At 68.5% G+C, this 12,650-nt stretch carries 15 protein-coding genes and 1 pseudogene; 12 read left to right on the top strand and 4 right to left on the bottom strand.

What is annotated here, in order from left to right:
• Positions 1–103: 103 nt before the first annotated feature.
• Positions 104–850 (bottom strand): amidohydrolase family protein, encoded by a 747-nt coding sequence (locus G6039_RS15060; protein WP_037201466.1) that lies wholly within the window; start codon positions 848–850, stop codon positions 104–106.
• A 17-nt stretch (positions 851–867) separates the two neighbouring features.
• On the bottom strand, positions 868–2,163 hold the full coding sequence (locus G6039_RS15055) for a lactate 2-monooxygenase (protein ID WP_006930265.1): 1,296 nt from the start codon (positions 2,161–2,163) through the stop codon (positions 868–870).
• A gap of 199 nt (positions 2,164–2,362) precedes the next feature.
• Between G6039_RS15055 and G6039_RS15050 the strand changes: the two genes are divergently transcribed.
• The 4 genes from G6039_RS15050 (at position 2,363) to G6039_RS15035 (ending at position 3,857) form a co-directional block, all read left to right on the top strand.
• Entirely contained in the window at positions 2,363–2,677 is a 315-nt protein-coding gene (locus G6039_RS15050; RefSeq protein ID WP_006930266.1) for a rhodanese-like domain-containing protein, read from the top strand.
• Complete coding sequence (locus G6039_RS15045; protein ID WP_006930269.1) at positions 2,674–3,033, top strand: rhodanese-like domain-containing protein; 360 nt, start codon at positions 2,674–2,676, stop codon at positions 3,031–3,033. The genes G6039_RS15050 and G6039_RS15045 overlap by 4 nt, the downstream gene beginning before the upstream one ends.
• Before the next feature lie 115 nt (positions 3,034–3,148).
• Positions 3,149–3,433, top strand: a complete 285-nt coding sequence (locus G6039_RS15040; RefSeq protein ID WP_037201469.1) for a metal-sensitive transcriptional regulator — start codon at positions 3,149–3,151, stop codon at positions 3,431–3,433.
• 25 nt (positions 3,434–3,458) lie between these two features.
• Positions 3,459–3,857 (top strand): DUF302 domain-containing protein, encoded by a 399-nt coding sequence (locus G6039_RS15035; RefSeq protein WP_006930271.1) that lies wholly within the window; start codon positions 3,459–3,461, stop codon positions 3,855–3,857.
• Between the two features lie 87 nt (positions 3,858–3,944).
• On the opposite strand, the gene rpe is transcribed toward G6039_RS15035, so the two are convergent.
• Complete coding sequence (gene rpe / locus G6039_RS15030) at positions 3,945–4,676, bottom strand: ribulose-phosphate 3-epimerase (RefSeq protein WP_006930272.1); 732 nt, start codon at positions 4,674–4,676, stop codon at positions 3,945–3,947.
• Positions 4,677–4,774: 98 nt separating this feature from the next.
• Here rpe and G6039_RS15025 point away from each other — a divergent pair, with 98 nt between their 5' ends.
• From G6039_RS15025 to G6039_RS14990, 8 genes are all read left to right on the top strand, one after another.
• Entirely contained in the window at positions 4,775–5,518 is a 744-nt protein-coding gene (locus G6039_RS15025) for a Clp protease N-terminal domain-containing protein (RefSeq protein WP_080688464.1), read from the top strand.
• 423 nt (positions 5,519–5,941) lie between these two features.
• Entirely contained in the window at positions 5,942–6,397 is a 456-nt protein-coding gene (locus G6039_RS30615; RefSeq protein WP_231385869.1) for a hypothetical protein, read from the top strand.
• A 16-nt stretch (positions 6,398–6,413) separates the two neighbouring features.
• The gene (locus tag G6039_RS15015) at positions 6,414–6,920 is read left to right on the top strand and encodes a PNPOx family protein (RefSeq protein ID WP_043797736.1); all 507 of its coding nucleotides are present in this window, start codon (positions 6,414–6,416) and stop codon (positions 6,918–6,920) included.
• 277 nt (positions 6,921–7,197) lie between these two features.
• A complete protein-coding gene (locus G6039_RS15010) occupies positions 7,198–8,292 on the top strand; it encodes a tyrosine-type recombinase/integrase (protein ID WP_043797733.1) in 1,095 nt (364 codons plus the stop codon).
• A gap of 586 nt (positions 8,293–8,878) precedes the next feature.
• Positions 8,879–9,070, top strand: a complete 192-nt coding sequence (locus G6039_RS31420) for a helix-turn-helix domain-containing protein (protein ID WP_080688463.1) — start codon at positions 8,879–8,881, stop codon at positions 9,068–9,070.
• 21 nt (positions 9,071–9,091) lie between these two features.
• Positions 9,092–10,087: a bifunctional DNA primase/polymerase gene (locus tag G6039_RS15000; RefSeq protein WP_080688462.1), complete on the top strand. Its 996-nt coding sequence runs from the start codon at positions 9,092–9,094 to the stop codon at positions 10,085–10,087.
• A complete protein-coding gene (locus tag G6039_RS14995; RefSeq protein WP_206531063.1) occupies positions 10,084–11,532 on the top strand; it encodes a hypothetical protein in 1,449 nt (482 codons plus the stop codon). The genes G6039_RS15000 and G6039_RS14995 overlap by 4 nt, the downstream gene beginning before the upstream one ends.
• A 448-nt stretch (positions 11,533–11,980) precedes the next feature.
• Positions 11,981–12,424, top strand: a complete 444-nt coding sequence (locus G6039_RS14990; RefSeq protein ID WP_043797731.1) for a hypothetical protein — start codon at positions 11,981–11,983, stop codon at positions 12,422–12,424.
• A gap of 89 nt (positions 12,425–12,513) precedes the next feature.
• On the opposite strand, the pseudogene G6039_RS14985 reads toward G6039_RS14990, so the two are convergent.
• Positions 12,514–12,650: pseudogene (locus G6039_RS14985) on the bottom strand (aldehyde dehydrogenase family protein); the annotation flags it as partial.

The following is a 12,650-nucleotide window of genomic DNA, read 5'->3' as shown; positions in this document are numbered from 1 at the left end:
GCGCCCCGCCGGCGGCGCGCCCCGCGCACCGAATGACGCCCCCGAGTCTAGATCGCGAACGGCGGAGCATACGACGTTTCGGAGATCTTGCTTGCCGGGGATGTCAACGCACGCGGTAGAACTGCGCGGCATTGTCGTGCAGCGCCCGCGCGGCGAGGTCCGGACCCAGTGCATCGGTGACCACTGCGACGTCCGTGTCGGTGAACGGCCGCGGCGCCCGGGTGGACGGCAGGTCGGTGCCGAACATCAGGGCGTGCGGGTTCCGGTCGGCGACGGCGCGCAGAACGGCGGCGACGTCGAAGTCGGCGCGGCCGAACCCGGTCGCCTTGACCCGGACCCCGCGGTCGACCAGGTCCAGCAGGTGCGGCAGTCCGGCCGCGGACAGGCCCAGGTGGTCGATGCTCACCGCGGGCAGGGCGGCGACGGTCCCGGTGAGCGCGGGCAGTTCGCGGGCGTCGACGTACAACTCGGTGTGCCAGCCGGCGACGTCGTGGACCCGCCGCGCGAGCGAGTCGAGGTGGGCGGCGGATTCCGAACCGCCGCGGCGCAGGTTGAACCGGATCCCGCGCACGCCGGCCTCGTCGAGCCGGGCGATCTCGGTGTCGGTCACGGTCGCCGGCAGTTGGGTGACGCCCACGAAGCGGGGGCCGAGGAGGGCCAGCGCGTCCAGCAGGTAGCCCTGATCGAAGCCGTGGAAGGAGCCGGACACGACGGCGCCACCCGTGACGCCGAGCCCGCGGACCCGCTCGAGATAGTCGGCGACCGTGAAGGCCGGCGGCACGTATCCCTCGTTCGGGGTCACGGGGAAGCGGGGGTCGACGATATGGAAGTGGGCGTCGAAGATCGGCATCACGCGTCGCCCGTCGGTCACGTGCGCGTGAGCGCGTCCGCGGTGATCTCCTTCACCGACGTCAGCCCGCTGAGCCCGAGCGTCAGATCGAACTCGGCGATGATGTTCGCGACGGCGTCGCGGGCCCCCTCGCGGCCGCCCACCGCCAGCCCGTACAGGTGCGGGCGGCCGACGGTGACCGCGTCGGCGCCGAGGGCGAGCGCCTTGAACACGTCCGATCCGGTGCGGATTCCGCTGTCGAGCAGCACCGGTACCCGGCCGTCGACGGCGGGTGCGATGCCGACCAGGGCGTCGAGCGAGGCGATCGCGCCGTCCACCTGGCGGCCACCGTGGTTGGAGACGATGATGCCGTCGGCCCCGGCGTCGAGGGCGCGCCGGGCGTCGTCCGGATGGAGGATGCCCTTGAGCAGCACGGGAAGATCGGTGCGCTCGCGCAGCGACTCGATCTCCGTCCACGTCAGGGAGGGCCGGGAGTAGATGTCGAGGAAGGTCTCGACGGCGGCCCGGGGCTCGGGGGAGCGGAGGTTGTCGAGGAGGCGGCCGGGGTAGCGCCGGCTCATCGAGAGCAGTGTCCTGATCGCGCCGAGGGTCACCTCCACCTCGGGTCGTGCGCCGGCGGCGGCCGCGATGCGCTCGCGGACGATGCGCACGAACGTCGGGTCCGAGGTGTACTGGGCGATGCCCTCGCCGCGAGCGAACGGCAAGGATCCGAGGTTGAGGTCCTGGGGCCGCCAGCCCAGCAGGGTGGTGTCCAGGGTGACGACCACGGCGTCCGCGCCGATCGTCTTCGCGCGGGCGAGCAGGCTGTCGACGAGGTCGTCGTCGCTGCTCCAGTACAACTGGAACCAGCGCGGGGAGTCTCCCATCGCCGCGGCGCTCTCCTCCATCGGAGCGCAGCCCTGGTTGGAGAAGATGTAGGGCACGCCGAGTTCGGCCGCCGCGCCGGCGATCGCGACGTCGGCGTCGGGGTGCGCGAGCTCGGCGGCGCCGACCGGCGCCAGCAGGACCGGGGCGGGCAGGGTGCGGCCGAACAGCTCGACGCTCAGGTCCCGGCGGGAGACGTCGCGCAGCACGCGGGGGACGATCTTCCAGCGGTCGAAGGCCTCGCGGTTGGCGCGCATCGTCGCGCCCTCGCCGGCGCCCCCGGCGATGTAGGCCCAGCCGCGCCGGCTCGTCTTCCGTCGCGCCAGGCGTTCCAGGCCGGCGAAGTCGGTCGGCACCGCGGGGGTGCGCCCGAGCACTCCTGCCCGGTAGATGACGTTCTGGCGGGCACGGCCCGCGCCGGGCTGCGGCGCCACGGGTCCGTCGCTCATCGGCGATTCCTCACTGGTGCGTCGGGCGGGATCGTCTCGGACGCTACACGGAAGCGCCCACGCGCCGGGCCGAAGCGCCGGTCGTCCGGCGGAGACGGTGGACAGATCCCGATATACCCCCTAGGGTATGAAGTACCCCATGGGGTATGAGCCTCGAACGACGGCACGATGCCCACCGGTGTGGGCCGAGGAGTGGACAATGAGGGAAATCGACATCGCTGCATTCGCCGACGAGTGGAAGTCCGGCGCGACCGTCGTGGACGTGCGCGAGGACTACGAATACGAGCAGGCGCACGTACCCGGTGCCCAGTGGATCCCGCTCGGCGAACTCGCTTCCCGTCTCGCCGAGATCCCGGGGACCGACCTCGTCTACGTCATCTGCGCCTCCGGCAATCGCAGCCTGCGCGGCGCGGACATCGTGTCCGCGTCGGGGCGGTCCGCGGTCTCGGTCGCCGGCGGCACCAAGGGCTGGCTGCGCGCCGGTCACCCGGCCGAACAGGGCGGAACCCGATGAGCCTGCTCGAGAAGATCAAGGCGCGCTTCGCCAAGCCCTACGAGTCCGTCGGCGTCGGCCGGGCGCGCGAGTTGCTGGACGGCGGGGCGGTCCTCGTCGACGTGCGCTCCGCCGCCGAGTACCGGTCCGGGCACGCGCCCGTCGCGCAGCACTGCGAACTCTCCCAGGTTCCGACGAAGGCGGCGCGGATCGTGCGCAACCGGCCGGTGGTGTTCGTGTGCCACTCGGGCATGCGCTCCGCGAGCGCCGCGCGGATGTTCGCCCCGGCGGCGCAGGCGCCCGTCGCCTCGCTGCGCGGCGGCATGATCGCCTGGGAGCGGGCCGGCGAGCGGGTGGTCAAGGGCGGTCGCCGCTGAAGGAATCGCCGGGTCGACCGGCCCGAGGTCCGGGAATCGGCGCCGAGCCGGAATGTGGGCACGGGAATACCCCACCGGGTATGATGGGTTCATCTTCAGTATGAAGGGGCCGACCATGACAGTTAACACCGTGAATGCCGCAGAATCCACCACCCAGGTGCTCAACCGGCTGCGCCGCGCACAGGGCCAGCTCGCCGGCGTGATCTCCATGATCGAGAACGGGCGCGAATGCCGCGAGGTGGTCACCCAGCTCGCCGCGGTCTCGCGCGCCCTCGACCGGGCCGGATTCAAGATCGTCGCCACCCGGTTGCGGCAGTGTGTCCTCGACGAGCAGGACGACACCTGCGTCGACAAGCTGACCGAGGAGGAACTCGAGAAGCTCTTCCTCGCGCTCGCCTGACAACAGCGAACCACGAAGGAGCAGCATGACACTCGCTCTCGCCACCACGCTGCGCGCCCCGCTCGGCGACACCGTCGAGCGCACCCGCGAGGCGCTGAAGGACCAGGGCTTCGGGGTGCTCACCGAGATCGACATGCAGGCCACCCTGAAGACCAAGATCGACGTCGACATGGAGCCGTACGTCATCCTCGGGGCGTGCAACCCGCCGCTCGCACACCAGGCCGTCTCGGTCAATCGGCAGATCGGGCTGCTGTTGCCGTGCAACGTCGTCGTCCGGCGCGATCCGGAGGACGCCGGCCTGGTGCACGTCGAGGCCATGAACCCGCAACTGATGGTGCAGGTGGCCGAGGATCCCGGGCTGCAGCCCGTCGCCGACGAGGCCGCCCGGCGGTTGCAGGCAGCGATCGACGCGCTGGGGAGCTGAGCCGTCACTCGAGAACGGGCGCCGAGATGTCTCTCGGCGCCCGTTCCCGTGTTCGTCCTGTCGCCCGTTCGTCCTGTCTCCCGCTCGTCACGGTCTCCCGTACGCCGCCCGGGCCTTCTCGCGCAGCAGGCGCACGGCGCGGGCCGGGTCGTCCGTGCCGTAGACGGCCGTGCCGGCCACGAAGCAGTCGGCGCCGGCCGCCGCGGCAGCCCCGATGGTGTCGAGGTTCACCCCGCCGTCGACCTCGATGAGCACGTCGAGTTCCCCCGCGTCGACCAGGCGTCGCGCCGCGCGCACCTTGTCGAGCATCTCGGGGATGAACCGTTGGCCGTTGAATCCCGGAGGCACGCTCATCACCAGGAGCGTGTCGAAGTGCGAGAGCGTGCCGATGTGCGGCTCGAGCGGGATCTGCGGCGCGAGCGCGAGACCGGCGCGGGCGCCGGCGTCGCGCAGGCGGCCGGCGAGAGCGACCGGGTCGCGGACGGCCTCGACGTGCACGGAGACGTTGTGCGCGCCCGCCTCCGCGTAGTCGACCGCCCACCGGTCGGGATCCTCGATCATCAGGTGGCAGTCGAGCGGCAGCGGGGTGTGCCGGGCGAGGGACCGCACGACCGGCACCCCGAAGGTGATGTTGGGGACGAAGTGTCCGTCCATCACGTCGACGTGCAGCCAGTCCGCGCCCCGATCGGATCCACCGGCCACGGCCCGCGCCTCGTCGGCCAGGCGCGCCAGGTCGCCCGAGGCCAGGCTGGGCGCGATCATCGGCTCGCGCCGCGGGCGGCGATCGGCCCGGTGACCAGCGCGGACGTCGGGGTCCATGCGACGACAGTACCCGCCTCGCGGTGCCGGCGAGGCGCACCGGATCGATCGTCAACCGGGCATTGACGACCATGAGCGCGTCAACCTATGGTTGACGAATGACGAACCCGGTACCCATGAGCAATCCCGTCCGGCTCGACGACCTCATCGATGCCATCAAGAAGGTGCATACCGACGCCCTGGAACAACTGACCGACGCGGTCCTCGCCGCCGAGCATCTCGGGGAGGTCGCCGACCATCTGATCGGCCACTTCGTCGACCAGGCCCGCCGCTCCGGCGCGTCCTGGACGGACATCGGGCGCAGCATGGGCGTCTCCAAGCAGGCGGCACAGAAGCGCTTCGTGCCCAAGGGTTCTGCCGATCTCGATCCCGAACAAGGATTCAGCCGATTCACCGAACGCGCCCGTAACGTCGTCATGGCATCACAGAACGAGGCCCGGGCGGCCGGCAACGCCGAGATCACCGGCGAGCATCTCGTCCTCGGTCTGCTGAGCGAGCCCGACGCCCTCGCGGTCCGCGCGCTCGTCGCGCAGGACGTCTCGCCGGACGCGGTCCGTCGCGCCGTGGTGGAGAAGCTCCCGCCGGCGGCCGGGGACGTGCCCGACCTGATCCCCTACGACGCGCGTGCGCGCAAGGCCCTGGAGCTGACGTTCCGGCAGGCACTTCGTCTCGGGCACAACTACATCGGCACCGAGCACATCCTCCTCGCCCTCCTCGAATACGAGGACGGAAACGGCGTCCTCACCGGTCTCGGCGTGGACAAGACGGCCGCCGAAGCGCACGTCGCCGCGGCCGTGGCCGCGGAGCAGGCCGCACACGCGGAGCGCGGAGACGCGGAATGAGCAGGCAGCGATCCGCTGTCCAGCCGACCCGTCGCTGAGAGGGCCTCATCCCGCAGGGCGAAACCGCCTCCCCGGTCCGCTCCTCGATCTACCGTTGAGTCGAGGCAGCCGAGAGGGGGAACGATGACCTACCCGCTCGTCGAGAAGTCCCGGGAACGTTCGGAAGCCGGGCGGCATTTCGTGATCGAGGACTACACGAAGACGCCGTCGCTCTGTCGTCGCGGTGTCTGGGTGGGGCGTCGGGTCGATTTTTCCGAAACCGTGCTGATGTCCTTCGAGCACGGCCAGGACGACCTGTCCGTCGGCTGGATCGTGAACGGCGCGGCGATATCGCCGGCAGGCTACTATGCGCCGTGCCAAGGAGCGCCGACGATCCGATACCGGTGTCCCGGAGACGGTAGGAACCTGCACACCATTTCGCTGATGAGCACGCCCGGCAGCGATCAGGACTGTGTGGACCTGCAGGTCGTGTTCACGCGTCCGCCGCAGTGGAATCCGCTCGAGTACGGTCCCTCGAAGAAGGTGTGCCTCCAGGGCCGGATCGTCGAATGGCCGTGGTTCCTTCTGCAGCAGGAACAGCAATGCTGGGAGCGGTTCCGGAACGTATTCGAGAAGTACGTGGTGGTACCCCGTCCGGTTCCCGCACCGCCCGGCCCGGTGGAACGGTGGATCGCGAGCCTTCGGGGCGACGAGGCCGCGACGGTACGGGCTGAACTGGACACTGTCGAGCAGTTGGATCACGCCCGGGACGGCGATTTTCTCGCAGAGATCCGTGCCGACCTCGCGGCGAGGTTCCTCCGGTGGGCGAACTCCGAGGACGGGCCGGGTGCCGTGGACCGCTCGCCGCCACGCAGCGATCCGGGTCGAGATTCCTCCTGAGCGAGAGGGCGGACCCGTGACCGAAAAGGCAACGCTCCGGCGACTGGCGGAGTGGGTGTTCGGCGGCGTCGTGCTCGTCGTCGACACGGTCTTCACGGTGATCCGTGTCGTCGTGTGGCGCTCGCGCTGGAAGCCGGCATTGACTGCCCTGCGCCGGTACAACAAGGTCGTCCTCAACCCGGTGATCTTGAAGAGGGGAGGGAAGACGGTCACAGCGGTGCATCACGTGGGTCGCACATCCGGAAGGCCATACGTGACCCCGGTGTGGGCGGAACGATCCGGACAGTCGTTTTTCATCCATCTGCCCTACGGCACCGACGTCGACTGGTGCCGCAACGTTCTGGCGGGCGGGGGCTGCGTCCTCGAGCGCGAGGGCGTGCGCTACGACGCCGTCGCTCCCGTGATCGTGCCGGCGGCGGAGGCGGAACCGCATCTGTCGTCGGCATCGAGGAGGATGCACCGACTGTTCGGCGTCGAGTCGTATCTACGGCTGGACATCGCCCCTGGCGTGCAGGCGGACTGATCGAGCGGCTGGAGCAGGGGCATCGCGCTGGTTCGCCCGCTCCCCGCGAGCGGCGGTCCGTAGAGAGCGGCTGCGGGTGAGCTCGACCAGCGGTCTCTTGTGCCCCCGGCAGGATTCGAAGTTGCGATACCGCCCTACGCCTCAGTGCCGGTCTACCTGCGCGTTCGGTGCGAATCACCAGGAACGATACCCACCGAGCAAGTGCGGCTGAGTATACGCATATTCGCTCCCGTACTGTGCTGTGAGGCACGAATGAGGCACAGAACAGGGGCATGGAGTGGCGGGTCAGAGGCGATCGTTCGGGAAGCTAAGAAGGCTCCCGAGTGGGCGGCATCAGGCAAGTTACGTCGCCCCGAACGGTAAGCGGTACACGGGACCGGTGACCTACTCCGCGAAGATCGATGCCGAGGCATGGCTCGCCGGTGTACGCCGACAGATCGAGCTGGACATTTGGACGCCTCCCGAGCAGGCGACCGACGCGCCTTTGACATTCGGTGCCTACGCCGAGAAATGGCTCGCTCAGCGCCGCCTCAAGCCCCGTACGCGAGGCCTGTACGCCGACCAGCTCCGCCTCCACATCGTGCCGACGTTCGGAGAGCTCCCCCTGCGACAAATCACCCCGGCTGCAGTGCGCTCCTGGTACGCCGGTCTGGGATCCGAGCACCCGACCCGCAACGCGAAGCTCTACGCGCTCCTGCGGACGATTCTCGGTACCGCGGTGGAGGATGAGTTGATCGCCTCCAACCCCGCCCGGATCCGGGGAGCGGGCACGACGAAGCGCACCCGGGACATCGTGCTCCTCACACCTGCCGAGTTGGTCGCCCTAGCCGACAAGATGCCGCCTCACCTCGCCGCCTCGGTGCTGATCGCCGGTTGGTGCGGTACCCGGTGGGGCGAGACGTTCGAGCTCCGCCGAAAGGACCTGGACGCCGAGTGCTCCGTGCTGCGTATCCGCCGTGCCGTGACGTACCGATCCGGTGTGTTCCGTGTCGATACGCCGAAGACGGACGCCGGTCTCCGGGATGTGGCCGTGCCGCCTCACATCCGTCCGCGACTGATCGAGCACCTGGCCGAGCACGTGGGGAAGGGGAGGGAGTCTCTGCTCTTCGCGTCATCTACCGGCGAGCACCTCCCTGATTACACGTACCGCTACCTCTTCGGACGCGCTGCAGAGGCGATCGGGAAGCCCGAGCTCCGCGTGCACGATCTCCGCCACGTCGGAGCGGTGCTTGCTGCCCAGGCCGGTGCGACGACCGCCGAGCTGATGAACCGGCTCGGACACACCACGGCGTCGATGGCAATGAAGTATCAACACACTGCCGCTGGTCGGGATGCCCTCCTCGCAGAGAAGCTCTCGAAGCTGGCCGAGTAGGGGCCGGCCTCGTCCCTCGGCAGGCCCCGGTGCTCCCGGAGCAGGTGGGGTACGACTGCGAAGCGGGGGACCTGGGGTACTTTCAGTACCCCATCTGTTCATGCAGGTCAGAGCGATATCGGGGTGGGGGACCAGAGGTACCCCAGGTCCCCTGCCGTGGTCGAGTACCCCACCCCACGGGCGCGTACCTGCATACGTGAACGTAGGCCAGTGATGGGACCCCACAACTCTCACACAGTGCGTCGCGAATTGAAAGTCTCCGGGATCCGGAACAGCTGCCCTAGTGTGACTTTCGTCTCTTAACATCTTCGTGCTTGCTCGCGGACTTGCGCCGAAACGACGAGATTGAAACCCGCTGCCAGGGCGGATTACATATCCCCTCAAGTGTGATACGAAAGTAGCTCTGACCTGCATCTATGTTCGCCCGCTGATTCTCTTGTCTGCTGGATGTCGCTCGTCTACCGTAGTTCTCGTCGGGATCGGTGGCTCCTTCAAATCCCGTATAACACAACGATTCACGTCGCCTGCCAGCCCCGAGGCAGCTCATGTCTGCGACGACAGCACATCCCAGAAGGGTCTACTTGTCATGCCTGCAACAACTTCCGTCGCCAAGGCCTGGTGCTCCGTTACCGAAGCTGCCGACTATCTCGGTGTGCACCACACCTTCATCCGCCGTCTCGTTGCCGAGGGGCGCGTCGAAGCGATGAGGGTCGGCGGTCGCATGATCCGGATCCGGATCGCCTCGCTCGAATCCGCCGGAACGCGGATGGGTGCTTGAGGTGGCAACGAGAAACCCCCGGTGCGCGAACACCGGGGGCGGAATGTCCCGAACCCCACTCCACGTAAGGAACCGAACGGTGTCCAGTCTACCGCACACTACCGAGCCGAGCAGCTCGCTGCTACACGACAGTGTCGAGATGCGGCTTCAGGTAAACGAATTGAACGACCCCGTGGACGTCCTCCTCGACCGGTGGGGCGGTGCGCGGTGAGTCTACAGAGCTGGTACCCCACCGGGGGGTACGGCACCGCGTATCTCGACATCGCTCGCCCACTACTCGATTGGGGCCTTGAGTGTTTCCCTGGCATCGGGAAACGGCCCGCCGTACACGAGGGACTGTTCGAGCACGGGCACAACAGCGCCACCTCGGACCTGGGCGTGCACCTCGAAGCCGCGAAGCGAATGGAACGGCTTCACAACGTCTTGATCCGCCCGCCCGCCGGAATGATGGTCCTGGACGTCGACCTGCGCGACGACGGGCACGTGCACCTCGGTGCCCTGTGCGAAAAGCACGGACAGCTACCGGAAACCCTGCTCGGACAGTCCGGCACCGGAGGTCCACACATCTGGCTCCGCGCCACCGGCGAGTTCAAGGCGGACCTCTGTCCCGGCGTGAACATCAAGACGCACAAGGGATACGTGGTGGGCCCGGGCAGCGTGCACCCGGATACCGGGCAGCCGTACCGATGGGCGGGAATCCACCCCGTCGCACACGCCCCGCGCTGGGTCCTCGACCTGAGCCGCAAACCCGCCCGCAAGCCAAAGGGCTTCTGGTCCACGGCAGCGAGCAGGAACGGCCGCGGCGACGGCTCAGCGCTCGTCAGGACGGTGCAGAACGCGCCGAAAGGGGAGCGCGACAGTCTCCTGCTCTGGGCCGCCTGCAGAGCGATCGAGCAGGGCCTGTTCGACACACTGCGCCCTCAACTCGAAGACGCCGCAGCCCAGGCAGGCCAGACACCGTACGAAATCGCGCGAGCCATGCGCTCCGCCCTCAAGCTGAACGGAATTACCCGATGACCGACTCCACCCACAGGGCTGCAGCCTCCGAGCCCACGCTCTCCGTCGTCCCGGATCCCGAGGAACGGACCAACCCCTTCGACCAGGACCCCGGCGAGCCGGACCAGGTGCCCGGCCTCGATCTTGAAGCATTTTGGACCAGCACCCCCCAGCTCGAGCATGTCCGCGAATTCGCCCGAGCACGACGGGCAGGCCCGCTCGCCACCCTCGGTGTCGTGCTCGCCCGGTGCTGCGTGGCCCTCGAACCGCACTACGCCCTCCCACCCATCGTCGGGGGAAGAGTGAGCACCAACCTGTTCGTTGCTCTGGTCGGCCCCTCCGGTGGCGGCAAGGGTGCCGCAGAAGGTGCAGCCCGGGACGCGGTGCGACTCGAATACGGCGGATCGAAAGACGGACTCGGAGAGGTGGAGATCGAGACCTTCCCCACCGGCTCCGGTGAGGGGCTCGCGCGCACCTACCGCTCTGCCAAGCTCGAGCCCGACGAGCCGAACGACCGCTCACGCGCTCTGTTCTCGGTGCCGGAGGTGGACAAGATGACAGCCCTCACCGGTCGCAGCGGGTCCACGCTCCTCTCAGAAATCCGCTCGCTGTGGATGGGCGAGCGCATCGGATTCAACAACGCACACGCTTCTACCAAGTCCGTTGTGGCACCGCACAGTTACCGAGCAGCAATGACTGTCGGGGTGCAGCCCGCCAAGGCAGGACCCCTGATCAACGACAGCGACGGCGGCACGACACAGAGGTTCGTGTGGCTCCCGACCGACGACCCCGGTGCTCCCGACGCGAAGCCTGAAACGCCGGAGCCGATCACGGTTCGGATCGATCCGGGCTGGGGCCTCGGTAAGGCTTCCGCGCCGAAGGAAGGGCAGACGCTGAACTGGGCAGCTGCCGCGGCCAAGGCCGGGAGGGCCGAGGCGGTGAATCTGTCGGTGCCCACCGTCGCAGTCGAAGAGATCGAGCTGCACCGGCTCCGGACGCTGCGCGGAGACCCGGACGTGAACCCCCTCGACGGGCACGCCAAGCTCTGCCAGCTCAAGGTGGCTGCCGCACTGATGGTTCTACACGGTCGGATGGAAATAACCGAGCAGGACTGGGACAACGCGGGAACGCTGATGCGGGTCTCGAACTACACCCGCTCCGAGGTCGAACGCGTCCTGCTCGAACAGGCCCGACGCGTCAATCGTGCTCGCGCACACGCCGACAGCGAGCGAGCAAGCATCCTCGAAGACGTGCGGGCAGAGAAGGAGATCCGGCGAGTCCGGGAAGGCGTACAGCGCTACCTGCTCAAGAAGGGGCACGGATCGACCCGTGAGCTTACGAAGTCGCTCAAGTCCGAGCTTCGGCCGCACCTTGAGTTGGTGCTGGACGAGATGGTGACGGAAGGCTTTCTCACCCGAACGATGGACGGGCAACGGAGCCTTTACGCGCTCGCCGCAGCAGCGTGAGGTGGGGGACCTGGGGGACCTCGCGTACCCCGCCTGAAAACAGCCTTTGAGCTGCGGTAATTGGTGGGGTACCGAAAGGTCCCCCGGTACCCCACCTCCGCAAGGTCCCCCAGGACACGAACACGCTCGCGCGTGAGCCCCAGCTACACCGACACAGCTACCCCGACGACCCCGGGCACCGATGCTCTGCGGTACCTGGGGGCTCCCTTGCCAACTCACCCCGAAAAAGGCTGCCGATGTACACCTCCCGCAACCGTCCGAGCTACCCCTGCCTCACCTCCGAGTGCACCCGCACGACTCGCTCCGGGCGCAGGCTCTGTGTTGACCACCGACCCATGCCCTCCATGTACCGGGAGGGGAACACGATCTTCATAGGGCAGGAGCCGCTCAACCCCGAGCAGGCTCTGGCCGTCGCGCATCGGATCGCCGAGCTGCTGGCCGGTGAGCAGTGAGCACCGATCGACAGATCCGCAACAACCCGCCCCGCCCTCCGGTGGACGTACTCGCGCCCGGCCTGGTGCTGGTCTCTGGGCCCGCCCTGGCTGCCGTGGAGTACGCGATCCGGGTGGCCCAGGACGCCCGGCGCCGCAACGGTCTACGGCCGAGCCGGGACTTGGAGCTGCTGGCCGCCTCCGTGTCCGCAGCGGGACAGACGGACATCGGTGCAGCTCAGAGCGACGAGACTGAGAACGTCGCAGAGGTCTGCCCCGAGGACGGGGACTGGATCACCTCCGACCAGGCCGCCGGACTGCTGGGCTGCACACCGCGGCAGGCCCGGCGCCTGGCCCCTCTCCTAGGTGGCCGGCTCACCGGGGGCCGCTGGCTGATCGACCGCCTGGCCGTCGAAGAACACCGCGCCGGACGCCGCCTCTCCGAAGGAACTGCCGCATGACTCCTACCCCGCCCGATCGCCTGGCGATCGAGGACTACCTCGCTTCCCTCACCGATGCCGAGCTCGCCGACCTGGTGTGCGAGGCCCTGACCGAACGGACCGAACGCGGCCATCTCCACGGCCTTGTCGAGGTCGGCGTCCTCGGCGACGATCATCGCGTCCTTGCCGCCGCACTCGGCGACGAGCGGGGTGAGGGTCTCGGCGCACACGGCCATGACCTTGCGGG

Origin of the sequence: Rhodococcus aetherivorans (assembly GCF_011058165.1) — a bacterium.
In the GTDB taxonomy this organism is placed as follows: Bacteria; Actinomycetota; Actinomycetes; order Mycobacteriales; family Mycobacteriaceae; genus Rhodococcus; species Rhodococcus aetherivorans.
Note: the sequence above shows the minus strand (reverse complement) of the source record. Positions and strands in the feature narration are given on the sequence as shown.